Below are 22,333 nucleotides of genomic sequence, written 5' to 3'. Positions count from 1 at the left end.
GTTCTGCCGCGTCTTCACGCACCTCGACCGGGAGGGCGGTGACCTCGGCGAGCGCAGCTGCGGGCCGTGACCGGATCCACGGACCGGCCTTTCGGCCCCGCGGTCCAGGCCCGGTGCCCGTCCGGCTCGGGATGCGGATCACGGCGGATGTCGGGATGCTGGATGCGCCAGCATTTTCAAGGAGGCCGTAATGTCGATGCTCGACAAGCTCAAGGGCATGCTCAAGGGCCATGAGGACGTGGCCCGGCAAGGGGTCGACAAGGCCGGCGACGCGTTCGACGCGAAGACCGGCAACAAGTACCAGAGCCAGGTCGACACGGCCCAGCAGAAGATCAACGAGCAGCTGGGGACCGACAAGCCCCAGGACACCCCGCCGCAGCCCTGACGCCCGCGGGCGCCCCGGCGCCCCCGGCGCCTGACGCGGTAGCAAGCCGCCCGAGCCGTACGGCCCGGCCCTCCGTGCCCGGAGCGCCGGGCCGTGTGCGTGCTCGCCGGGCAGCTCAACGCGCAGCGCAGGCCGGGGGGTCAGGGGGACTGCGGTCCGCAGCCTCGGCTGCCGGCCAGGGTGCGGTCGAGGAGGGGGAGCAGACGGTCCCAGTGGCGCTGCGCAGCGGCCGGGTCGAAGGCGTCCGTGTCGGACATCGTGAAGCCGTGGACGGTGCCGGGGTACATCTCGATGGCGTGGCCGACACCCGCTGCGTCCAACGCCCGGCCCAGCTCGCTGATGCCCTCGGGCGACAAGTCGTTCTCGGCCAGGCCGATGTGGACTTCGGCGGTGAGCTTGGCGACGAGGCGGTGCGGGCTGTCGGGTGCCTCGGTGACCAGGGGGCCGGGGTGGAATCCGGCCACGGCGGCGACCTGGTCGGGGTGGGCCGACGCCGTGCGCATCGCCAGGACGGCGCCCATGCAGTAGCCGATCACACCGACGGGCCCGGCGCCGACCTCGGGCTGGGCGGTGAGGAACCCGAGGTACGCGTCCGCGTCGCTCAGGGCGCGTTCGGTCGTGTGCGCCCGGACCAGGGGCATCAGCTCGGCGAAGACCGCGGGCCGCATCTCGGCGGTGATGTGCTCGGGAATTCGGGTCACCGGTGCCGGGCCGTGCCGGTAGTAGACGTTGGGGACGAGCACGTAGTACCCGTGCCCGGCCAATTCGCGTGCCCTCTGCTCCAGTTCGGGCCGCAGGCCGATGGCGTCCATGTACAGCAGCACCCCCGGGTGCCGCTCGCCGTCGTCGGGGAAGGCGGCGAAGGAGTCTGCCTGGCCGTCCGTGGTGGGAATCTGTAACGTCTTCGTGGGCATGATGGATCTTCCTCCCTTGGATGCGTGCCAGTAGATCACCGGGCGCGGTGTCAGAGCCGGTTCCTCGCCACCACGGGAGGGGGGAGGGGCACGCAGGTGGGCGCGAGCACAGGCACGGCCGGTCGGGGAGTCGAGATGACCCGGGTGGGTGGTCGGTGGCGGGTGACCCGGCCGTGGCCCGACCGGTTGCGCCCGTACGTGCACAGCTACGCCGGCTACTGGGAGGCCGGGACGACGCCCTATCGCGTGCGGTTGGTTCCCACGGGCCGGGCCGTCGTGGTCATCAGCCTGGGGGAGCCGTTCACCCAGGTGCGCCGCCTGGGGGACCCGAGCCCGAGCATTCAGGTGACCGGTTCGCTCGTGGCGGGTCTGGAGGACGGACCCCGGGTGTGTGACCATCCGGGCGGTCAGGAGGCGATTCGGCTGGAACTCACCCCGCTCGGTGCCTACCGGCTGTTCGCCTTGCCGATGAGCGAGTTGACCAACCGGGTGGTCGGGCTGTGCGACGTCCTCGGACCGGAGGCCGCACTGCTGGCGGAGCAGCTGGCGGCCACCGCCGACTGGGGAGCCCGCTTCGACCTGCTGGACATCGCGTTGTCGGCCCGGATCGAGCGCGGCCCGGATGCCGCGCCCGAGGTGAGCCACGCCTGGCGACTGCTGGTCCGCGCCGGCGGCGCGATCCCGGTCGGCCGGATCGCGGCCGAAGTGGGCTGGAGCCAGGGGTACTTGGTCCGCCGGTTCACCGAACAGGTGGGTCTGACGCCCAAGACGTCCGCCCGCGTGCTGCGCTTCCACCGGGCCGTGAGGCTGCTCACGCGCGAGGGCTCGAACCTGACCGAAGTGACCGCCGCCTGCGGCTTCTACGACCAGGCGCACCTCAACCGCGAGTTCCGCGCCCTGGCCGAGACCACTCCGGGCCGGATGGCCGCCGCCCGCGTGACGGAGGGAGCGCTCGCCCTGTGAGGGGCGAGGTCAAATTCGTCCAAGCCAGGGCGGGTGCGCGTCGCTAGTGTCTCGGTTCGTAGTTGATCAGGAACCCGGGCCCGGGGAACGCCGCTGCCGCGAGGAGACGAGGAAGAGGTCTTCACCCGGCGGCCGGAGGCGGACCCGGGCGGCGGTGAATCCAGCCCGGACTTGGGAGCACTCGATGGAAGACCTGCTGCGCATCCTCGTGGCCGGCGCGCTCAGCGGAGGATTGATCGGTTTGGCGGGAGCCCTCGGCCGAAACCGCCGCAGGCGCCGGGAGAACGGTGGATCCGACCACCGATGACCGCGCGCGGATGTCGCCGACCACGGGGGAGTCGGCGACATCCGGCTTCATCGTCCGGCGTCAGTTCTTTTCGTACGAGCCGAAGAGGTCGACGATCAGGTCGGTCGGCTCCCAGCCCCGGTTCCAGAAGTCGACGACACCGGTGGTGCCGGTGCTCGCCTGGACCAGGTTGGCGACGGTGGCGCCCTTCGTCCAGTTCAGGACGGAGGAGTCCGGCGGGGTCGGCCGGACGTCCTTGCCGGCGATGTAGTCGTCGAGGCTGTTCGGGTCCGGGGCGACCGAGAGGTGCCCGCTGCCCTGCGTGTTGGTCACCGTGACGTTCATGACGAGCGCCTCAAGCGCCCGGCCGTTCGTCCACACGCTCTCGCGGTGGTAGTCCTGGCCGGCGAGCTGGAACTGCGAGGTGCGCGAGTCGTACCGGCGCTCGGGCTCCATCGGCAGGTAGGCGGCCTTGCCGTCGGCACTGTAGTAGCCGGTGACGTCCACGATGACGTCCGCCGGGTCCCAGGCGCCGTTGCGGATATTGATCTTGCCGTCCGGTCCGACCGGCACGATCACCGCGTTGGCGACCGTCTGGCCCGCCGTGAAGTTCACGCTGGACGTGGACGGCGCCTGCTGACCGCTCGGGAACGCGGTCAGGTGCCCGGAGCCCTTCGGCCCGGTGGCGGTGATGTTGAGTGCCACGGCCGTGACGCCGGCGGCGGGCAGTCCGCCCTGGCCTGCGATCTGGACGCCGAAGGTGGTCCGACCGGCGACCTGGCCCGCGGCCGTGCCCAGTCCGGCGCGGGTGTCGACGAGCCGGGACGGCTTGACCGAGGTGTATCCGGCGGCGGCGGAGCGGGTGAAGTAGCCCGTCACGTCGGCGATCAGATCCACCGGACCCTCGCTGCGGTTGGCCAGCTCGACGTACCCGTCCTCGCCGACCGGCACGATCGCCAGGTTCGGTACGGTCTGTCCCGCCGCGAAGTTGACGTTCGAGGTGGTCGGCTGCTTCTTGCCGGAGGCGTACGCGATGACGTGTCCGCCCGACGGGGTGTTGGTGGCCGTGATGTTCAGGGCCACGGCGGTCACTCCGGCCGGGATGTCGCCGTTGCCGGCGATCTTCACCCGGGTCGTGCCGTACGGTGCGACGGCGCCGCCGGCCTGAGTGCCGGTACCGGTGCCGTCGCGGGTGTCGAGCAGCCGGACGGGTGCGTGCGGGGTGAACTCGGAGCCGTCCAGGACGATGTCCTGGGTCGTGGTCGCGGTCACCTTGTGGTACGTGTCGGTGGCCGTGATCGTGATCTTGTGGGTGCCGACCTCCGCGTACCTGTGGTCGACGAACACGAGGGCGCCGGCCATGCCGTATTCCCGGACGGTGGTGCCGTCGCCCCAGTCGATGTCGTAACTGACGACGCTGCTGGTCAGGTCGGTGGTGACCGAGGTCGCCAGCCCCACGCTGTGCGCGTGGGAGTTGACCGCGCCCATCGACACGTCGAAGTACTCGCCCTGCTGAGAGCGGGCCTGCGCGCCGGAACCGGCCGCGGCGTCGGCCTTGGCCTTCGCCTGCTTCGCGGCGAGGTCCTTGACGGCGGCCGCCTTGGCCGCGGCCCGCGCGGAGGCGTCCTGAGCCGTGGCGTCCTGGGCGGAACCGGCCGCGGGGGCCGGGGAAGTGGCGGTCGCGGCCCGGCCGTGGTCGGCGGACGGTCCGGCTGCCTGTGCCGTGACGGGTACGAAGCCGACGGCTGCCGCGGCGACGGCGGCGGAGATCATGACGCGGTGACGGTACACCGGCCCCCCAATTTGTTGAATTCGTTCAAAAAGTCATGATCAGATTACACGGCGGCCGGGCTGATCCCGCCGGCCGGGGCCCCGCCGCGAGGGCCGCCGGCCGGCGGGCCGGTCCGGGTGCGGGTGACCGGGTGCGGGCCCTACGAGGGCAGGGGGCCGTCCTGGGCCGCGGGGAGCCATTCGGGGCGGTCGAGGAAGGCGAGTACGGCCCGCTTCTCGGGGAGGTGGATCTCCGGCAGGTCGATCTCCGGCAGCGTGATCTCGCCCTGACGGACGAACCCGATCCGGCCCAGCAGGGCGATCGCCTTCTCGTTGCGGGCGTCGGGCTCGCCCACGGCGCGCAGAACGGACGGATCGCGGAACGCGAAGCGGATGAGCGAGCCGATGAGGGTCCGGCTGAAGCCGGGGCGGGGCCGGCCGGCGATCGGCGCGAGCATGAGGTGGACGCCGATGTCGCCCTCCCGCACCTCGTAGCACTCGCTGACCCGGTCCTCCTCCGGCCGGTACGTCTGGAACAGCGCCACCGGCTCGCCGTCGAGCCGGACCATGTACGCATGGTGGGTGTCCCGGCGGTCCACGTCCTCGTAGATCTCTTGCACCAACTCCCGGCTGCAGCCGTTCATGCCCCAGAATTCGGCGCGCTCCTCGGCGACCCAGGCGTGCAGCACGGCGGAATCGGACGCGGGGTCGACGGGGGTGAAGCGGACGGTGCCGAAGTCTTCGACCGTCTCGGTGAAGACGTCGGCGCGCGGGGTGGTGGCGAGGACGGTGGACTCGGGTCTCATGCGGCTGTCGTTTCCTTCGTGATGGCGGGTCCGGCCGGCGGTGGGCGCACCGGATCCGCGAGTTAATTAGGTTAGGCTGGCCTAAGTGTAGGTCCTGATTGGCTCGATGTAGTACAGGGCGGTGTCGCAAAATGGTTGGCCGCTCGGTCGTCCCGCTGTCGGGGCGCGGGGCGACTCCCGTCGATCAGGCCGACGGCCCGTCGTGCCGCCGTCGCACCATCTCGGAGATCCAGGTGGGTGCGTACGGGGACGTGCAACCCCGGGGCGTCGGGTAGTCCTTGAGCACCTCCAGGCGCTCGCCGATGGCGATCGCCCGGGCGCGGTGCTCCGGGTGCTCGATCCCGATCTGGGCCAGGCAGTGGTTCATCGCCCACTGGAGGCGGTCCGGGGCGTCCTTCATGTCCGCCTCGATCACGTCGAGCAGCCCGGCGAGGTCCAGGCCCTCGGGCTTCTTCGCCACGCGCTCGGTGGTCAGGGCCCAGCCGGCACTCGCCACCACCGGGTCGGGATCGGCGGACCAGGCGAGCCGCAGCTCCTCGGCGTGCGGGCTCTTCTTCACCACGTAGTTGACGAGCCAGTCGTGCACCTTGGGCGTGCGCGCCTCGCGCAGCATCGCGTCCAGCTCCCCGCGCTCGAAGGCTTTCGGGCGGCAGATCAGGAGTGCCAGCAGTCTCGCCGCGCTGTCCTGCGTGTCCCACAGCCCGCGGGCGAGTTCCGCTCGTGTCTTCAGCCGCTTGGCGAGCGCGCGCAGCTTGCCGAGGTTCACCCCGTGGTCGTCGCCGTGCCTCTCGTTCACGGCGCGGGTCTTCGAGTCGGCCATCCCGGCCAGCTCGGCCATCACCTCGGCCACCGTGGTTTCCGCCATCTCGGCCATCTTGGCCCTCCTTTCCGATATGTGCTGGATTCAGCCTATGGCCGAAATTCGCCCCACCTTGGGTGGCCGCGGGGAACATGGCCGAACTCCTGCGAAATCCGACTGCCGTTCGTCTGGCGTATCCGTCGGCGTCACGTCAGGCTCCCTCTCCGGTAGTCCCGGCACGCTGTTCTGAGTGCGCTCCAGCACTCCTCGATCAAAAGCAGAGGTCACTCTCGCCATGGCAGAACTGAACCGCCGCCGTTTCCTCCAGCTCACCGGTGGCGCCGCCGCCCTGACCCTGCTCAACGAGAGCATCGCGCGCGCCGCCGCCATCCCCGCGCAGGGGACGACCGGGACGATCGCCGATGTCGAGCACGTCGTGGTCCTGATGCAGGAGAATCGTTCCTTCGACCACTACTTCGGTGCGTTGCGCGGTATCCGCGGTTTCGGTGATCCGCGCCCGGTGACCCTGCCCAGCGGCAAGTCCGTGTGGCACCAGAGCGACAACGCAGGCAAGGAGACGCTGCCGTTCCGGCCGCCCTCCGACGACCTGGGCATGGAGTACCTCCAGGGCCTCAACCACGACTGGGCGGGCGGCCAGAGCGCCTTCAACAAGGGCAAGTACGACAACTGGGTGCCCGCCAAGACGCCGGCCACGATGGCCCACCTGACGCGCGAGGACATCCCGTTCCACTACGCGCTCGCCGACGCGTTCACCATCTGCGACGCCTACCACTGCTCGTTCATCGGCTCGACCGACCCGAACCGCTACTACCTCTGGTCGGGCCACACCGGCAACGACGGCAAGGGCGGCGGCCCGGTCCTCAACAACGCCGAGGCCGGCTACAGCTGGACCACCTACCCCGAGCGCCTTGAGTCGGCCGGCGTCTCCTGGAAGGTCTACCAGGACGTCGGCGACGGCCTCGACGCCGCCGGTTCCTGGGGCTGGATCAACGACGCCTTCCGCGGCAACTACGGCGACAACTCGCTGCTCTACTTCAACAACTACCGGGGCGCCCAGCCCGGCACCCCGCTGTACGAAAAGGCCCGCACCGGTACCGACGCCCGCACCGGCGAGGGCTACTTCGACAAGCTGCGCGCCGACGTCACCGCCGGCACCCTGCCCCAGGTCTCCTGGATCGCTGCCCCCGAGGCGTTCAGCGAGCACTCCAACTGGCCGGCCAACTTCGGCGCCTGGTACATCGCGCAGGTGCTGGACGCGCTCACCTCCAACCCCGACGTGTGGGCCCGTACCGCGCTGTTCATCACGTACGACGAGAACGACGGCTTCTTCGACCACGTGGTGCCGCCGTACGCCCCCGCCAACGCCAACCAGGGCCTGTCGACCGTCTCCACCGCGCTGGACGTCTTCCCCGGCAAGGCCGGCTACGTCGCCGGCCCGTACGGTCTGGGCCCGCGCGTCCCGATGCTCGTCGTCTCGCCCTGGAGCACCGGCGGCTACTCCTGCTCCGAGACCTTCGACCACACCTCGGTCATCCGCTTCATGGAGAAGCGCTTCGGCGTGCAGGAACCCAACATCTCGCCGTGGCGCCGCGCCGTCTGCGGCGACCTGACCTCCGCCTTCGACTTCGCCCGCAAGGACACCGACACGATCCGGCTGCCCGACACCGGCCCCTGGGAGCCGCAGGACCGCGAGCGCCACCCCAACTTCCTGGCCACCCCGCCGGCGGTGGGGGCGATGCCGCTCCAGGAGAAGGGACTGTGCAACACCCGTCCGCTGAAGTACGCCCCGTACGTGGACGGCGCGGCCCTCACCGGCGAGGGCAAGTTCAAGCTGACGTTCAGCGGCGGCCCGGACCTGGGCGCGCAGTTCTACATCACCTCCGCCAACCGGACCGACGCCCCCTGGACGTACACCACCGAGGCCGGCAAGTCGATCTCGGACACCTGGAACACCGTCTACTCGGCCGGGGTCACGGACCTGACCGTCCACGGCCCCAACGGCTTCCTGCGCGGCTTCCGCAACCCCGGCACCACCCCCGGACCCGAGGTCACCGCGCGCCACAACGCAACCACCGGCAACCTGGACCTCACCCTCACCAACGCGGGCGCGTCGACCGCGACCCTCACGGTCACCAACGCCTACGGCGGCGGCCCCAAGCGCCTCACGGTCGCCAAGGGGGCCACCACCACGTACAGCGTTCCCCTGCGGAGCACGCGGCGCTGGTACGACGTGACGGTCACCGCGTCCGAGTTCCCCGGCTTCGGCCGCCGCTTCGCCGGCAAGGTCGAGACCGGCGCGGCCGGCCTCTCCGACCCGGGCATCCTGACGGAGCAGGGCGGCTCCTGAGCACCCGGCCCCGATGACGGCCCGGTCCGGGTGACGGCTCGGCCCCGATGACGGCCCGGTCCGGACGGCGGCCCGTTCCTCCCGGCCCGAGCCCCGCTCCGCGGAACCCTCCGCGGAGCGGGCCCCTCGCCGTACGCGCTCACGCCCCGCGGGCCGCCAGGGTGCGGGCCGCGGTCTTCTCCAGGTGCGCGCCGAACATCGCGGCCGGGTCCTCGACGCCGAGCCGGTGCAGGGCGACCATGGCCGTCACCAGTACGTCGCACACCTCCGCCTCCACGTCCCGCCACGAGTGGGACAGCCCCTTGCGGGGGTTGGTGCCGGTGGCGCCGATGACTGCCTGGGCGGCCTCGCCGAACTCCTCCCCGATCTTGAGCACTTGCAGGATCCGGCGCTGCTCCGCGGGAACATGGGCGGCGGCCTCGTCGAGGAAGGCGGCGAGCTCCCCGGTGACGGCCCAGGCGTTCTTCTCCACGGTGGTTCCCCTTCGTCCGGCTGTTGTCCGTTCTCAGTCACATGAACGAATGGGATGACGTTCGGGATGCTCTCCTACCGGATCAGCGCGAACGCACCGGCCGCGACCGCCCCGCCCACCACGGCGCCCGCCACGACCTGGGCGAGGGTGTGGTCCGCCAACTCCACCCTGGACCAGCCGACGACGGCGATCAGGGGACAGGCGAGGAGGACCCGGGGTCCGTAGGTCATGGTGAGCATCGCGACGCTTCCGCAGGAGACGGCGGCGTGCACGCTGATCTTCCAGGCGGGGGTCACGGCGAGGAGGGCCACGAGGGTGGCCAGCATGGCCGATGTCAGCGCGATCATGGTGCGGGGGGCGCCGAAGGCCCAGAGCGCCGCGATGCCGATGGCCACCGAGCCGGCGACGAAGGTCATCACGAGGATGCGCTGCTGCCGCCGGCCGACGTGCCGGTCGGCCCAGCGCCCGCGGTGGATGCCGTACTTGATGAAGGCCAGCGGTATGACGGCGGTGAACAGGCAGCCGAGGAGACCCCATCCGATCCCGGCGAGGCGGCCGGTGTGCCAGCCGGTGAGGACGGTGTCGGCGATGATCCACGTCTTGGGATCGAGCCCGTCGGTGATCAGGCGGGCGGCCCGCGACTCGTGGGGCTGATCGGTCGCCGCCGCGGTCGCCGTGGCCGCGGTCGCGCTCGTACTCGTGCGGGTCACGTCGTGGCCTCCGGGCGGGTCGTGGTGAGGAGTCGCCGGCCACGGGGAGGGGCGGAACGGGACGAGTCCGATGATCCTCTCAAGCCGAGCGCCGTCCCACCACCGTCAACGGCCGACTCCGGCCCGGGGGATGACGGGCCTCCCCGCGCACCCGATCCGGCGCCGTTTCACTTCGTCGGGCCGGGATCGGCACTGCTGCGTTCGTCCTCCCGCGCCTGCCAGGCGGCCGAGTCGATCCGCGAGCGGTACGCCTCCAGCGGCTGGGACCTGTCCAGGTGCACCGTCCACGCCCACAGGACGACCGCCGCCAGCAGGAAGCAGCCCGCCACGCCCAGGACCGCGTCGACCTCCTCGGCCCGGGAGGCCGCGTCCGGCCCGAAGAAGGCGGGAGGACCGTCGATGGTCATGCTCACCCACCAGGCGAGCGCCCCGTTGAACCCGAGGAGGGCCAGCCAGTACAGGGCCCGCACGGCCTGCGCCGCGGCGCCGTTCAGCGGGCGCAGCAGCAGGAGGCGCCGCAGCCTCCCCGGCCCCCCGCGGTGGCGGCGCGCCGCGGCCTCGAAGCTGCGCACCGACTCGTAGCACGCGTCGAGCCAGAGGCCGGGCTCCGGGTCGGGGGCCCCGGTCGGAGCCAGTCTCTTGGCCTCGATCCAGCCGGTGATGAACTGGACCTCCATCTGCGCCTTCTCCAGCCTCTTGCGGTAGTGGTGGTCGGCGCTCCGGGTTTCGCGCCGGTCCCTGACGACGAGGCCGACCGCGCCCACCAGACCGGTGATCACCGGCACGAGGAACGGAGCGAACGACACCAGGGAATCCAGACCAGGCACCGGCAATGCCTCCTCATCCGACCCGGCCTCGGCTGGGGGCCTCCCACCAGCCTTGCACCTCCCACGGCGCCCGCACCGCTCCGTACGGCCGTTCGGGTGGCCGCCGCGGAGCCGGGCGGCCGGTCACGGCCCGAAGGCCTGGAGGCGCACGGCCGCCGCCCCGAAGCTCTGGACTTGCTCAAACCGCGCTCGGGCGGACGATCGCGGGAGGCATCCTTCCCGCACGATCGGAAGATCGGAACGACTGGCACGATCGGAACGACGGCAACGGGGGTACGGGACATGGGATACCTGGTGATCGTGGGCATCGCCCTCATCGTGGTGTTCATCGCGGCGACACGGGGGAGCAAGGGCGGCGGGTCGTCGCGGAGGCGGTCCGCAGGAGGCGACGGCGGCGGAGGCTACGGCTGCGGAGGCGGCTGGTCCTGCGGCGGCGGCTCGTCCTGCGGCGGTGGCGGAGGGGACTGACAGGGACCACCGCCCGCTCCACCGGGATCTGCGGCCCGTGCTGGGGACCGGCCACGAAGTTGGGTACCCTCTCGGTTGGCTTCGGGGCTTCGGCGGGCTGAACTGCCGTGACAGGGGATGGATTTTCATGAGTGCACCTTCTACCGACCTTTTCCAGCCGCTCAGGCCCGAGGACCCGGCCACGGTGGGCGGATACCGGCTGGCCGCCGTGCTGGGCGCGGGCGGCATGGGCAAGGTGTACCTCTCCTACACGCCGGGCGGGCGGCCCATCGCCCTCAAGGTGATCCGACCCGAGTTCAGCGAAGACCCCGAGTTCCGGCGGCGCTTCCAGCAGGAAGTGCGGGCGGCGCAGCGGGTGCAGGGCCTCTACACCGCGCCCGTCATCGACTTCGACACCGAGGGCTCCCAGCCCTGGCTGGCCACGGCCTACGTACCGGGGCCCTCCCTCTCGCACGCCGTGGCCGGGTACGGCCGGCTGCCGCTGCGCAGCGTGCTGCTGCTGGCCGTCGGGGTCGCCGAGGCGTTGCACGTCATCCACGGCGCGGGCATCGTCCACCGTGACCTGAAGCCCGCGAACGTGCTCCTCGCCGGCGACGGCCCCCGCGTGATCGACTTCGGCATCGCCCGCGCGGCGGACGCCACTTCGCTGACCGGCAGCGGCGTCAGCGTCGGCACTCCCGCGTTCATGGCGCCCGAGCAGGCCTCCGCCGGCACGGTCACCGCGAGCACGGACATCTTCGCCCTGGGCCAGATCGTGGCGTACGCGGCGATCGGCGCGCCCGCCTACGGCGAGGGGTCCTCGCACGCCGTGCTGTACCGCATCGTGCACGAGGACCCGGACCTCAGCGCGCTGCCGGAGGAGCTGAAGCCCCTGGTGACGCGGTGCCTCAGCCGCGACCCGGCGGACCGGCCCAGCCTCACCGAGGTCATCCAGATGTGCCAGGACCTCGCCCCCACCCCGCTGCGCCAGGGCGAGGACTGGCTGCCCCGGGCCGTCGCCGGTTCCATCACCGAGCGCCTCCAGCTGCCCGAACCGGCGAAGACCCCGCCGCCGCAGCCCGCCGTGGCCCCGACGCCGACCGAGGTCTCCCCGCAGCCCCCGGCGCAGGGTGTGTCCCCGTACGCGCCGACCGGTCTCGGCGCGGCCGCCGCGCCGACGCAGAGCGCCCCCGCCGCTCCTCCGCACGCGCCGACCGGACCCGCCGCTCCGGGCATGCCGCCCGGGTACCGGACGCCTCCGCCCGGCTACCCGTCGCAGCCCGGTTACCAGACCCCTCCGCCCGGTTACCAGACCCCTCCGCCCGGATACCCGGCCCAGCCCGCCCACCAGACGCCGCCGCCCGGATACGTACGGGGCTACAACACCCCGCCGCCCGGCCACCACCCCGGCTACCCGCCCCCCGCGCCGCAGCGCAAGTCGAAGGGGCCGCTCATCGCCGGCATCGTCGTCGCATCGGTGATCGGCCTCGCGGTCCTCGGTTCCCTGCTGCCGGACGGCTCGGGCGACAAGGACAAGGGCAGCTCGTCCTCCGGGGGCGCAAGCGCGAGCAGCGGTTCCCAGAACAAGGGAGGGAAGCCGGCCGACCCCACCCCCGTCTCGTACAAGGGCATCAACCTGACGGCCAACTACCAGCTCATGCTGGCCGACAATCCGCCGCGCCCCGCCTCCGGCGGCAGCGCCGGCGTGATGTACAACCACGGGGACTTCTACTTCTCCCTCGACACCCTCTTCGGGGACACGCAGGTCGGGACCGACAACGGCAAGCTGGTCGTGCTGAACAACTCGCAGAAGGGCTCGCTGGAGACCTGCCGCGCGGAAACCCGGTACACCGAGAAGCTCGGCCTCGATCAGCTCACGGACGGGTCGGAGATCTGCGTGCTCAGTGACGCCGGCCACATCGCGGTGCTGACGTACCGCGGGAAGTCCGGCGAGAAGGACCCGAGCACCTACATCACGCTCGACCTCACCGTCTGGCGAAACGCCGAGGAGCCGAAGAAGAAGGGCTGAGGCGGGAAGGTCGGGTAGTTCGCAAAACGGGCAAATCGCCTATTCCTGTCATTTAACTCAGTCGTCAACATATGCCTTTTGAGGGTGTGTCAGTCGCAAACGACCGGGGCATAATCGGCCCCGGTCGTATCCGGAAGCAGTGGAGCCATCGGGAAACCGACCGACCTCCCAGGCGGATTCCCGCACCGGACCGATCCTCAAGGCGCTGTAGATGTCCCTGGCCAGCCGCACTCGCCTCGCGGCCCTGCTCGCGGCGGTCTCCGTCGGTGTGGCCGGCATCACGAGCTGGGCCTACGGGCACGGGACCGAGCAGGAGCAGGCGGCCGCCGAAGCGGTCGTCCGGGCGAGCGTGACCGAGGGATCGGCCCTCCAGGTCGTCGCCCACCCCGACGACGACCTGTTCTTCATGAACCCCGACCTGAGCCGCTCGATATCGACGGGCATCAAGGTCACCACCGTCTACCTGACCTCCGGCGAGTCCGACGGCCGGAACGAGGCCCACAGCCCGCACCTGGACGACGCGGCCGGCCCCGCCGACCGCGCCGCCTACGCCGAAGCCCGGCAGAACGGCATCCGGGGCGCCTACGCGCAGATGGCGACGGGCGACCGCACCAGCGCCTGGCAGCGCAGGTCCGTACCCACGGCCGGCGGGGGCAGCGCGGAGGTGGACGTCCTCGTCGCCCGGCCCGAGGTCAATCTGGTGTGGATGCAGCTCCGCGAGGCCCGCAGCATCTCCGGGGACAACCCGGACAGCCTGCGCGGCCTGTGGGACGGCCGGATACCCGCCCTCGGCGCCCAGCTGACCTCCGGGACGCCGGTCAAGCAGCCGTTCTCGTACACGAAGGACCAGGCGATAGCCGCCATCGCGGACGTGTTCGCGCAGTACAAGCCGACGACGATACGGACGCAGGACCCGACCCCGGGAAGGACTGCGGGCGGGACCTTCCTCGACCACCAGGACCACATGTACGGCGCCCGCTTCGTCCAGGCCGCCGCCGAACGCTACGCGCAGGACACCGACCGGCCGCACTTCTCGGTCCAGAACTACATGAGCTACCAGAACAGCTCGCTGCCGCCGACGCTCGACCGGCAGACCGCCGAGGAGAAGCTCGGCTACCTCAAGACGTACGCCTGGATGGACCACGACGACTGGTGCGGCAGCCCCGCGGGCTGCGGGGACCGCAAGACCGCGACCAGGCCCACCGGCGCCGGATGGAACCAGACCATCCGCTACAGCCGGGGCGACGGCACCTCCTGGATGACCGAGGGCGTCGCCGGACGGCTGTGGGCCTTCGCCGTGCTGGACGGGCGGATGGCGTACTGGTCGCGCAGCGGCCCGAAGGCCCCCTGGCAAGGCCCCCGGTTCCTCTCCGGCACGGGCATCGACGCCGGGGCGAGCACGGTCCGGCTCCCGGACGGCCGGACCGCGGTGTTCGCCACCCGCACCACGCTCGGCACCACGCCCCAGGGCTACGGCCGCACCATCGTGTACTGCGTCCAGGACGAGGCCGACGGGGCCTTCGGTCCCTGGCAGTCACTGGGAACCCCGGACCCGGCCACCGCGGACGCCTCCGTCACCTCGGCGATCGGCGGACCGGCCGTCGCCGTGGATCCGGCGGGCCGCATCACGGTGTACGTACGCGATTCCCGGCGCACACTGCGCGCCCGGACCCAGACGGCCCCGGACGGCGCCTTCGGCGCGTGGCAGACCCTCGGCGGCGCCGGCCTCCTCGGCGACCCGGTCACCGCGACCGACGGATCGGGGCGGCGACACGTGTACGCGGCGACGGCCGGCTCCGTACTGGCCTGGGTCCAGCCGACGCCGGACGCCCCCTTGACCGGTGCCTTCGCGACCGGTCTGCCGCAGACCACGGGCGTGCTCTCGGTGCGCCCGGAGGACGACGGCGTCCGCCTGTTCTTCCGCCGGCCCGGCACCGGCACGGTCGGTACGAGCCTGGCCACCGCGGGCGGGCCCGCGCCCGAGTTCTCCCCGGTCGCCGAGGCCGGCGGCCCGGGCGGCTACGGCGGGGTGGGCGTCGCGGGCCCGCTGCTCGCGGGCCGTACGGGCTCGGGCACGGTCGGCGTGGCGGGCGCGGGCGGTCCGCAGTCCTGGCAGGAGTCCCAGATGCTGTACACGGGCGCGCCGGCGGGAGTGGCCGATCGGTCCGGTACGGCCGTCGCGGCGGCCCTCGGCCTGGACGCCGATCTGCACGTCGTCACGCCGCCCGCGCCGGCCGGCGACCGGATCCCCTCCCCGTGGCACCGCGCGGTCCAGCCCCCCATGCTCGCGCAGGCCCGGGAGCGCTAGGGGGTGTCCGCAAAGCCCCGCCTGTCCCGTGGCGCCCCCTGGAAGCGCGACGGCGGTGTGGGGAGTCCTCCGTCGTCGAGCGCCACCAGGGACAGGACGGTGATCGAGCCGGTCCAGGCCAGGGGCGCCACCGATGACGGCCTGCCCGCCCTGTTCACCTTCTCCGGCAGCTCGCCGAGCGAGTTCCGCTTGGAGAGGACCCAGTCCAGGACCTGCCGCGCCTTCGCCGGCTTGCCCGTACCTGCCCACGCGAGCGCGAAGAAGGAGGTGCTGGGCGTCCAGGCGCTCCCGCCCCAGGGCGCCGCCGGATCGTTTCCGGGGGTCAGACCCCCGTTGGGGAGGAGCAGGGCCTCGTGCGCGGCGTCCAGTGCCCGCGGCAGGTCGGCCGGAGCGGTGTTGAAGGGCGGCGCCATGAAGGCCACCGCGCTGTCGTGCCCGTGCCGCCCGTCGACCGTGCGCAGGTAGCCCCGCGGCGCGAACTTCTCGGCTATCCCCGAGGAAAGGCGTTTGGCGGCGCCGGCCCAGCGCGTCGCGTCGCCCGGCCGGTTCAGCTCCCTGGCGAGGTCCGCGGAGGAGTTGAGCCCGGCGAGCAGGGGCGCGGCCGTACCGATGTTCGTCGTGGTCGTCATCAGCTCCCAGTAGTCCGGGGAGGCCGGCGGCAGTCCGTCCGCGCGCAGCGAGGCCGCCGCGTGGTCGGCCGCCTTGCGGATCATCGGGTACAGGGTGGCCAGCCGGGCGTGGCGGGTGGCCCGCGGCGCCGTCCGGTACCACTGCCAAGCGGCCCAGGGGACCCAGCCGTTGGCGTCGAGCTGCCACCGCCTGCCGTCCGGCGGCCCGGAGCCGTCGAGTTTCGTCCGCGCCTCCCAGGTGCCGTCCCTGCGCTGTGTCGCGGCGCTGTAGCGCAGGATCCGGTACGCCTCGGCCTCGTGGCCGGTGTGCGCGAACGCGGCACAGGCGAAGCTGGAGTCGCGGGGCCAGGAGTACATCCAAGGGGGGGACCAGCCCGCCGCCATGGCACCGTTCGGCCGGAGCAGCGCGCGCATGGTCAGCAGGGCCCGCTCGGCCGCCGCGCGCTGCACGGGCGAACCGCCCGGGACCCGGCCCCCCGCCAGCCAGGCACCGCTCTCGGCCATCTGCGCCCGGGCCCCCGGGTCGTCGGCGGCCACCACGGCAGCCGCCGTCCGGCCGCCGGGGAGGTACTTCCACCGTCCGGACGGCAACCGCAGGACGTTGCTGCGCCCCACGTACCGTGCGCCCTCGGCCACGGACAGCGGGATCCTCTCGGTGGAGGCGGCGTTGCTGAGGAGACCGACGCCGGGGGCGCCGTCGTCCGTGTGCCGGCCGGCGGGTGCCGCGGCGCACACGGGGAGGGCCACACACACGACGGCCGTCGTGACGACCGCGCAGCGTATGAGCAGGAAAGCCGGCATCACCGCTCCCTCCGTCCGGCGTTCGCCTGTGCGGCGACGGGAGTTCCCATCGTGTGGGAGCGGCGGGGAGCCCGCCACGACACGCCAGCCACTCGGGTGACCCCGGATGCCGGTGTGCGGCGCACCGTGCACATTGGTGTGACCGGCTCCTGCGAAGGAATGGTGAATGAGTACTGCTTCGACGGAGCGCGAGCGCGAGGGCGCGGGTGAGGGCGCGGGGTCGGGCGCGGGCCCGAGTACGGGTGCCACCGCCGGCCCGCGCCGGGCGAGCGGCCACCGCCCGGTCCTCGGCAGGCTGCCGGTCGGCGCGGTCGTCACCCTCCTGGCGGCGGCCGGAGCCCTCGTCGCCGTCGGGTGCTTCCTCGGGCTCTACGTGCGGCCCACCTCCGACGACTGGTGCGCCGCCTGGAAGGCCCGTGACCTGGGAGTCCTCGGCATCACGTCCGACTTCTACACCACCCAGAACGGACGCGTCACCAATGCCTTCCTGAGCGGCGTCATCTACGGTGACGGGCTCGCCGGAATCAAGATCCTGCCCACCGTCATCGTCGTCACCTTCACCCTCGGTCTCGTCCTGCTCGGGTGCGCGTTCGTCCGGCTCCTCGGCGCGAGAGCGCGGGTGACGACGGTGATGGCCCTGACCGCGTGCGCCCTGGCCGTCCAGGCACTGGTCTACTACGCCGGCACCCGCAGCTATCAGGTGCTGCTGTGGGCCCCGGCCACCATCTCCCACACCATCCCGAGCGTCATCGGAGTATGGGCGCTCCTGCTGGGCATCCGGACCGTGCGCGAGCCCCGTGCCCCCGTACGCGCGGCAGGCTTCGCCGCCGCGTTCGTCATCGCGTTCGCGCTCGGCACCCTGAGCGAGCCGTTCGCCCTCGTCAGCGGCCTGCTCGCGGGAGGCGTCGGTCTGCTGGCCCTGCCCCGCCTCGGACTGGCGCGGACCTGGCACACGTTCACCTGGTGCGCGACCTGGTGTTCCGGACTCGTATGCGGTCTGATCGTGCTCTACACCTCCCCCGGCGCCCGGTGGCGCCGCGCACAGCAGCCGGCCGGGGAGTCGATGCTCTCCCCGGGCGAGCTCAAGGGCACCTTCCGCGACTGGCTCCACATGTGGGACGCCGTCACGGGCCAGTGGGCCTACCTCGGAGCCGCCGCCGTCGGCGTCCTCCTCGGCCTGGTGGCGGGCTTCCGCGGCCCCGCACTCGCGCAGTGGAGGCGGCGCCGCCCCGACGCACCGCGCCCGGTGCTCGTCGCCGCGCTGCTGCTGCCCGTACCGGTGGTGGTGCTGGGGTCCTTCGCGGTGGTGCTGGGCCTGCGCAGCGGATACGGGCCGAGCGGGTGGACGTACGCCCGTACCTGGACGAACCACCTCGTGCCGATGGAACTGGCCCTGTGCGGCTACGGAGCCCTGATCGGGGACCGGGCCGGGCGGTTCGCCGCACGCCGGCGCCGGGCCCCGGTGGCCGTGTCGGCGAGCGTCGTGGCCGCGGGCGCGCTGACGCTGGCCGCGCTGGCCGCGCTCGTCCCGAACCTCCAGCAGCTCACCACCACCACGGTCGGCCGCTCGGTGGCCTGGGACGCGCAGAACGCCCGGATGCGGAGCGAGGCGGCGCGCGGCGCCACCGACCTCGGGTACCGGCCCCTGTACATCGGCAGTCTGGCGGAGCCCTTCTTCACCACCGACTACGAACGGGACTGGGTGGCCGGCTGCATGACGAAGTGGTACGGCATCACCCGCATCCACCGCCTCTGAGGCCGCATGCCCGGGTCCGGTTCCAGTAGTCCGTACCGGGACCGGTGCTACCCGGGCCCGCCGGTGTGGGCGAGGATCTCGGCGACCGCGGTGTCCCAGACCTCGGGCGGCGGCATCTGGTGGCCCATGCCGGCGAGCGGGACCAGCCGCGCGCCCGGGATCTCCCGGGCCAGCGCCTCGGCGTGGCCGTACGGGAAGAGGGGGTCCGCGGTGCCGTGCAGGACCAGCGTCGGGGCGGTGATCGAGCCGAGCCGGTCGCGTACGGGCGGACCGCCCCCGATCATCCAGTGGTTGCCGGCGGCGGCCGGGGCGGGACTGCGGTCGAAGGCCCGCCCGGCGGTCCGCCGCAGGCGGTCCTCGTCGACCGGGAGGGTGCCGGCGAACGCGCGCTCGGCGGCGAGGAAGTAGTCGACGACCGCGTCACGGTCGGTCCAGTCCGGCGCCTCGGCGGGCTCCGCGAACACCTTCGCCGACGCGGCGCTCATGGGCGGCAGGCCGGGGTGTTCGGGCCCGCCCGGTCCGCCCGGACTCGTGGAGATCAGCGTGAGCGTCGCCACCCGTCGCGGGAACTCGACGCCGAGCCGCTGGGCGATGCCGCCGCCCATCGAGATGCCCACGATGTGCGCGGCGCCGATCCCGAGCCCGTCCAGGACGCCGACCGCGTCGCCGGCCAGGTCCGCCTGCGTGTACGCGGGGGCCCCGACCGGCCAGGTCGTGGAGCGCCCGGTGTCACGGGTGTCGTACCGCACCGCGTACCGGCCGCCGTCCGCGAGCCGGGCCACGAACTCCTCGTCCCACCAGTCCATCGTCGCCTCGGCCCCGGAGACCAGCAGGACGGCCGGCGCGGTCGGGTCCCCGAACGCCTGGACCGCCAGGTCCACTCCGTTCACGTGCAGCGTCTGCTCCGGCGTCTGCATGACCCACCTCCGCGGCTCGTCCGGCTTGCCCTCCCGTTCCTTCGACACGGGGACGGGGACGGGCCGGCGGGGCGGGGCACCCCGCCGGCTCCCGACCGTACTCAGATCGCCGGACTGCCGAACCAACGACGCGCGGCCCGCTCGAACGCGTCACGATCGGGGTGACGATCACCCGCCCAGGCGACCACGCCGTCGGGCCGGACCAGCACGGCACCCAGCCCGAGGTCGTCGCCCGCGGTCCCGGCCGCGTACCGTATGCGGCCCTCCCAGCCCAACGCCGGGACCTGCAGGCGCCGGTCGGGGCTGAAGTCCAGCGCGACGCCCCGTCCGTCCTCCATCAGGTCGCCGAGGCGAGTGCCGTCCTCAAGACGGAATTCCGGCGCGCTGCCGCCGACGAGCGGGTGGTCACCGCCCAGGTCGTAGCGGATCCACGCCCCCGACAGCCTCTCGAACATGTAGGTCGTTCCGTCGCGGGTCCCGATGAGATCGCGCACCACCGCCTGGACCGCCTGGGCGTGCGGCCCCGGATTCATGACCGTCACCTGCGCGCGCGACCAGTCGAGCACCGCCGCTCCGATCGGATGGCGCTCGCCGGTGTACGTGTCGAGCAGCCCCTCCGGCGCGTGTCCCCGCACGGTCGCCGCGAGCTTCCAGCCCAGGTTCATGGCGTCGCCCAGGCCGGCGTTGAGTCCCTGACCCCCCAGGGGGGAGTGGATGTGAGCGGCGTCGCCCGCGAGCAGGACGCGTCCCTGCCGGTACGTCGTCGTCTGCATCGCCCGGTCGGTGAAGCTCGACGCGGTGTGGACCTCGTCCAGTGTCACGTCGGTGCCGGACACGCGGCGCAGGACCGTCTGGAGATGGTCCCGGGTCGGCTGCCGCGAGCGGTCGAACGCGCCGCCGTCGAAGTCCATCATGCCGAAGTACCCCATGTCGGGCATCCGGATGTACATGCCCGTCGGCGTCAGGTTGAACCCGGGGCGCAGTCCCTGGGGGTCCGCGAGGGTGGCGTGCATGACGTAGCCGGTGAACTGCGGCTCGGTGCCGATGAATTCGAAGCCCGCGAGCCTGCGCACCGTACTGCGGCCGCCGTCGCAGCCGACGAGCCAGCGCGCCTCGTACGTGTCCGGGCCGGCGTGCGCGGTCACCCCCTCAGGGCTCTGGGCGACGGCCGTGACGGTGACGCCGCGCCTGATCTCCACGCCCAGCTTCACCGCCTGCTCCGACAGGACCGCCTCGACCGCTTCGAGGTGCGTCCTCACGGCATGGAGCCCCGGGCTGGGAAGCCGGTAGGGGAAGGCGTCGACATCGACCTTGGCCCCGTCGAGCATCATGCCGGCGAAATGGCCACCGAAACGGGGGCGCGGCGGTTCGTCCGCTTCGGGCTGCGCACCGAACAAGTCGTCCTGGGCACCCGAGGCCGTCAGCAACGGGCTCAACAATCCGCGCCGGTAGAACGCCTCGACCGACGCGGCGGACAGGCCGCGTATGCCGAGCGGGGCCGTCTTCTGCGGGGAACCGGGCCCCGTCTCCCGCTCCAGCACCAGGACGGAACAGCCTGCGAGGCCGAGCTCGCAGGCGAGGCTCAGACCGACCGGTCCGGCTCCCACGATCACTACGTCATGCACGAGAGATCCCCTTCGTAAGCTCCACGCCGGACGGGCATCCGGCAGGACCTCTCGAAAGGTGTCAGCCCCCACCGACATCGGACCGACAGCCCCGACAGGTCCCCGACACGCTGCCGACACCACGGATCCGCCGCCCGATCCGCCCTGTTCAAGGGCTTGTTGGAGCAGAATGAGCCCCAGGTGCCGGATGGGTGCGTCGGAGGATCCCAGGTCACTTCGACGTCGGTCGCATGGAAGTCCCCTAGCCCGGGAGGACCGACCGGGCGCGGGCCCGGTCGCGGAACCAGGCAACCGCTCCCACCAGTACCGCGACCCCCACTCCGTAGAGGGGCAGCCACAGGGTGGTGGTGGCCGCCAGGCACTCGGCGACGGCCTTGCGGGCCTCGTCCTGCTGGACGTACGCCAGCGCCGCGCCGTCGCTGCCGGCCAGGTTCCCCAGCGCGGCCTCCACCTGGAGGGCCTCGTACCTGCCCCGCAGTGCGCAATGGCTCCGCGTGCCCGGCATCGGGAAGAGCCAGGCCCGGCGCTGGAGCAGCGGAGCGAGCGCGACCGACACGCACAGACCGACGACGAGCGCGTACGCGGCCAGGCCGCGCATGTACGGCGATCGGATCTCCGGCGTCCATTGCGCCCGCCGCTGGAAGGCGAGCATCACCGCGAGGAGCGTCACCCCGATGAACGTGGCGAACCACTGCCACGAGCCCTGGGCGAGCGCGAACGTCAGCACCGCGGCCAGTCCGATGCCGATGACCCCGGGGGCGGGAACGCCGTCGGCGGCCGCGGCGGGAGCCGGCCTCGTGGTCAGTCGGGGGCTGGGATCACTCACAGGCCTCTCCTGCAGGCGGGAGACACCACCATGGACCGCGGCCGACCGAGGTCCCGGGCCGCCATGCCGTACGGAACCCCGCTCCCCGCCCGGATGGCCCCGGGCCGCGGTACGGCGCCCGGGAGGCGACGGGCGGTCCTGTCGGTGCACGCTGGAGGAGAAGACCCCGCCGGGCGCCCGGCTCGGCGCCGTTCCCGTACGGCTCGGGCTTCCGGGGGGCGCGGGCCGCGGGACGATCCCGGAAAGCAGGTGCGTCCCATGCGCACGTCGACCCGCATCGCCGGTGTCCTCACCGGCCTGACCCTCGCACTCGGCGGCACGCTCGCCGCACCGGCCGCTCAGGCGGACATTCCGGCCTGCACGCAGATGGCCGGCCAGGCGGGCGCCACCGACACCTCCGGCCTCTCGTCAGCCTGCCGGCTCGGCGTGAGCGGCGACCTCCAAGGCTGTGTCTCCGGACTGACCTCGGCCGGAGTGGCGGGCGGCGCCGCGAGCGGCGCTTGCCGGCTGGCGGCCCACGAACCCCGCTAGACGTCGACACCCGCCTGCGCGAGCGGCCCGGCACGGGGGTGCCGGGCCCTCGGGCGGCTCGGCGCCCAGGGCGTTGCGGCGGGCGGTGCGGAAAGCGGCGTTCGAGGCACCCGTTTCCTTCGGTTCGCGTTGAAAGTGGCCCGGCGCACACACCATTTCGTGTA

At 72.5% G+C, this 22,333-nt stretch carries 19 protein-coding genes; 8 read left to right on the top strand and 11 right to left on the bottom strand.

Annotated elements, in window-relative coordinates:
• Nucleotides 1-190: 190 nt before the first annotated feature.
• Entirely contained in the window at nucleotides 191-385 is a 195-nt protein-coding gene (locus tag AB0M92_RS17250; RefSeq protein ID WP_366102996.1) for an antitoxin, read from the top strand.
• A gap of 140 nt (nucleotides 386-525) precedes the next feature.
• On the opposite strand, the gene AB0M92_RS17245 is transcribed toward AB0M92_RS17250, so the two are convergent.
• Complete coding sequence (locus AB0M92_RS17245) at nucleotides 526-1,299, bottom strand: dienelactone hydrolase family protein (protein WP_366102995.1); 774 nt, start codon at nucleotides 1,297-1,299, stop codon at nucleotides 526-528.
• 135 nt (nucleotides 1,300-1,434) lie between these two features.
• On the opposite strand from AB0M92_RS17245, the gene AB0M92_RS17240 reads away from it, so the two are divergent.
• Nucleotides 1,435-2,262: an AraC family transcriptional regulator gene (locus AB0M92_RS17240; protein ID WP_366102994.1), complete on the top strand. Its 828-nt coding sequence runs from the start codon at nucleotides 1,435-1,437 to the stop codon at nucleotides 2,260-2,262.
• A gap of 367 nt (nucleotides 2,263-2,629) precedes the next feature.
• Here AB0M92_RS17240 and AB0M92_RS17235 read toward each other — a convergent pair whose 3' ends face one another.
• The 3 genes from AB0M92_RS17235 to AB0M92_RS17225 all read right to left on the bottom strand — a co-directional run bounded on the left by AB0M92_RS17235 (nucleotide 2,630) and on the right by AB0M92_RS17225 (nucleotide 5,989).
• Complete coding sequence (locus AB0M92_RS17235) at nucleotides 2,630-4,321, bottom strand: hypothetical protein (protein WP_366102993.1); 1,692 nt, start codon at nucleotides 4,319-4,321, stop codon at nucleotides 2,630-2,632.
• Between the two features lie 158 nt (nucleotides 4,322-4,479).
• Nucleotides 4,480-5,124 carry a GNAT family N-acetyltransferase gene (locus AB0M92_RS17230; RefSeq protein WP_366102992.1) on the bottom strand — a complete coding sequence of 215 codons (645 nt, stop codon included), beginning with the start codon at nucleotides 5,122-5,124 and terminating at the stop codon, nucleotides 4,480-4,482.
• 184 nt (nucleotides 5,125-5,308) lie between these two features.
• Nucleotides 5,309-5,989: a DNA alkylation repair protein gene (locus AB0M92_RS17225; RefSeq protein WP_366103195.1), complete on the bottom strand. Its 681-nt coding sequence runs from the start codon at nucleotides 5,987-5,989 to the stop codon at nucleotides 5,309-5,311.
• A gap of 229 nt (nucleotides 5,990-6,218) precedes the next feature.
• On the opposite strand from AB0M92_RS17225, the gene AB0M92_RS17220 reads away from it, so the two are divergent.
• Entirely contained in the window at nucleotides 6,219-8,291 is a 2,073-nt protein-coding gene (locus AB0M92_RS17220; protein ID WP_366102991.1) for a phosphocholine-specific phospholipase C, read from the top strand.
• A gap of 139 nt (nucleotides 8,292-8,430) precedes the next feature.
• Here AB0M92_RS17220 and AB0M92_RS17215 read toward each other — a convergent pair whose 3' ends face one another.
• The 3 genes from AB0M92_RS17215 to AB0M92_RS17205 form a co-directional block, all read right to left on the bottom strand.
• Nucleotides 8,431-8,763, bottom strand: coding sequence for a MazG-like family protein (locus AB0M92_RS17215; protein WP_366102990.1), 333 nt, complete (start codon nucleotides 8,761-8,763; stop codon nucleotides 8,431-8,433).
• 74 nt (nucleotides 8,764-8,837) lie between these two features.
• Complete coding sequence (locus AB0M92_RS17210; protein WP_366102989.1) at nucleotides 8,838-9,473, bottom strand: hypothetical protein; 636 nt, start codon at nucleotides 9,471-9,473, stop codon at nucleotides 8,838-8,840.
• Nucleotides 9,474-9,640: 167 nt separating this feature from the next.
• A complete protein-coding gene (locus AB0M92_RS17205) occupies nucleotides 9,641-10,300 on the bottom strand; it encodes a hypothetical protein (protein ID WP_366102988.1) in 660 nt (219 codons plus the stop codon).
• A 282-nt stretch (nucleotides 10,301-10,582) separates the two neighbouring features.
• On the opposite strand from AB0M92_RS17205, the gene AB0M92_RS17200 reads away from it, so the two are divergent.
• The 3 genes from AB0M92_RS17200 (at nucleotide 10,583) to AB0M92_RS17190 (ending at nucleotide 15,084) form a co-directional block, all read left to right on the top strand.
• The gene (locus tag AB0M92_RS17200; protein ID WP_366102987.1) at nucleotides 10,583-10,768 is read left to right on the top strand and encodes a hypothetical protein; all 186 of its coding nucleotides are present in this window, start codon (nucleotides 10,583-10,585) and stop codon (nucleotides 10,766-10,768) included.
• 127 nt (nucleotides 10,769-10,895) lie between these two features.
• A complete protein-coding gene (locus AB0M92_RS17195) occupies nucleotides 10,896-12,776 on the top strand; it encodes a protein kinase (protein WP_366102986.1) in 1,881 nt (626 codons plus the stop codon).
• A 211-nt stretch (nucleotides 12,777-12,987) separates the two neighbouring features.
• Complete coding sequence (locus AB0M92_RS17190) at nucleotides 12,988-15,084, top strand: PIG-L family deacetylase (RefSeq protein ID WP_366102985.1); 2,097 nt, start codon at nucleotides 12,988-12,990, stop codon at nucleotides 15,082-15,084.
• Here AB0M92_RS17190 and AB0M92_RS17185 read toward each other — a convergent pair.
• Nucleotides 15,081-16,514 carry a hypothetical protein gene (locus AB0M92_RS17185; protein ID WP_366102984.1) on the bottom strand — a complete coding sequence of 478 codons (1,434 nt, stop codon included), beginning with the start codon at nucleotides 16,512-16,514 and terminating at the stop codon, nucleotides 15,081-15,083. The genes AB0M92_RS17190 and AB0M92_RS17185 overlap by 4 nt on opposite strands.
• Nucleotides 16,515-16,680: 166 nt before the next feature.
• Here AB0M92_RS17185 and AB0M92_RS17180 point away from each other — a divergent pair, with 166 nt between their 5' ends.
• Nucleotides 16,681-18,270, top strand: coding sequence for a hypothetical protein (locus AB0M92_RS17180; RefSeq protein ID WP_366102983.1), 1,590 nt, complete (start codon nucleotides 16,681-16,683; stop codon nucleotides 18,268-18,270).
• Nucleotides 18,271-18,317: 47 nt separating this feature from the next.
• Here AB0M92_RS17180 and AB0M92_RS17175 read toward each other — a convergent pair whose 3' ends face one another.
• From AB0M92_RS17175 to AB0M92_RS17165, 3 genes are all read right to left on the bottom strand, one after another.
• Nucleotides 18,318-19,187: an alpha/beta hydrolase gene (locus AB0M92_RS17175; protein ID WP_366102982.1), complete on the bottom strand. Its 870-nt coding sequence runs from the start codon at nucleotides 19,185-19,187 to the stop codon at nucleotides 18,318-18,320.
• A gap of 101 nt (nucleotides 19,188-19,288) precedes the next feature.
• Nucleotides 19,289-20,812, bottom strand: coding sequence for an FAD-dependent oxidoreductase (locus AB0M92_RS17170; protein WP_366102981.1), 1,524 nt, complete (start codon nucleotides 20,810-20,812; stop codon nucleotides 19,289-19,291).
• A gap of 241 nt (nucleotides 20,813-21,053) precedes the next feature.
• Nucleotides 21,054-21,638, bottom strand: a complete 585-nt coding sequence (locus AB0M92_RS17165; RefSeq protein ID WP_366102980.1) for a hypothetical protein — start codon at nucleotides 21,636-21,638, stop codon at nucleotides 21,054-21,056.
• A 258-nt stretch (nucleotides 21,639-21,896) separates the two neighbouring features.
• Here AB0M92_RS17165 and AB0M92_RS17160 point away from each other — a divergent pair, with 258 nt between their 5' ends.
• Nucleotides 21,897-22,169 carry a hypothetical protein gene (locus AB0M92_RS17160; protein WP_366102978.1) on the top strand — a complete coding sequence of 91 codons (273 nt, stop codon included), beginning with the start codon at nucleotides 21,897-21,899 and terminating at the stop codon, nucleotides 22,167-22,169.
• Nucleotides 22,170-22,333 lie beyond the last annotated feature (164 nt).

The organism is Streptomyces sp. NPDC051582 (genome assembly GCF_040681715.1).
Taxonomy (GTDB): Bacteria; Actinomycetota; Actinomycetes; order Streptomycetales; family Streptomycetaceae; genus Streptomyces.
Note: the sequence above shows the minus strand (reverse complement) of the source record. Positions and strands in the feature narration are given on the sequence as shown.

What these genes read in the sequence shown, in the direction of transcription:
- AB0M92_RS17250 (WP_366102996.1), top strand. Translation starts at nt 191, where the DNA reads ATGTCGATGCTCGACAAGCTCAAGGGCATGCTCAAGGGCCATGAGGAC.
- AB0M92_RS17220 (WP_366102991.1), top strand. Translation starts at nt 6,219, where the DNA reads ATGGCAGAACTGAACCGCCGCCGTTTCCTCCAGCTCACCGGTGGCGCC.
- AB0M92_RS17185 (WP_366102984.1), bottom strand. Translation starts at nt 16,514, where the DNA reads ATGCCGGCTTTCCTGCTCATACGCTGCGCGGTCGTCACGACGGCCGTC.
- AB0M92_RS17235 (WP_366102993.1), bottom strand. Translation starts at nt 4,321, where the DNA reads ATGATCTCCGCCGCCGTCGCCGCGGCAGCCGTCGGCTTCGTACCCGTC.
- AB0M92_RS17240 (WP_366102994.1), top strand. Translation starts at nt 1,435, where the DNA reads ATGACCCGGGTGGGTGGTCGGTGGCGGGTGACCCGGCCGTGGCCCGAC.
- AB0M92_RS17190 (WP_366102985.1), top strand. Translation starts at nt 12,988, where the DNA reads ATGTCCCTGGCCAGCCGCACTCGCCTCGCGGCCCTGCTCGCGGCGGTC.
- AB0M92_RS17225 (WP_366103195.1), bottom strand. Translation starts at nt 5,989, where the DNA reads ATGGCGGAAACCACGGTGGCCGAGGTGATGGCCGAGCTGGCCGGGATG.
- AB0M92_RS17230 (WP_366102992.1), bottom strand. Translation starts at nt 5,124, where the DNA reads ATGAGACCCGAGTCCACCGTCCTCGCCACCACCCCGCGCGCCGACGTC.
- AB0M92_RS17180 (WP_366102983.1), top strand. Translation starts at nt 16,681, where the DNA reads ATGAGTACTGCTTCGACGGAGCGCGAGCGCGAGGGCGCGGGTGAGGGC.
- AB0M92_RS17200 (WP_366102987.1), top strand. Translation starts at nt 10,583, where the DNA reads ATGGGATACCTGGTGATCGTGGGCATCGCCCTCATCGTGGTGTTCATC.
- AB0M92_RS17160 (WP_366102978.1), top strand. Translation starts at nt 21,897, where the DNA reads ATGCGCACGTCGACCCGCATCGCCGGTGTCCTCACCGGCCTGACCCTC.
- AB0M92_RS17195 (WP_366102986.1), top strand. Translation starts at nt 10,896, where the DNA reads ATGAGTGCACCTTCTACCGACCTTTTCCAGCCGCTCAGGCCCGAGGAC.
- AB0M92_RS17175 (WP_366102982.1), bottom strand. Translation starts at nt 19,187, where the DNA reads ATGCAGACGCCGGAGCAGACGCTGCACGTGAACGGAGTGGACCTGGCG.
- AB0M92_RS17245 (WP_366102995.1), bottom strand. Translation starts at nt 1,299, where the DNA reads ATGCCCACGAAGACGTTACAGATTCCCACCACGGACGGCCAGGCAGAC.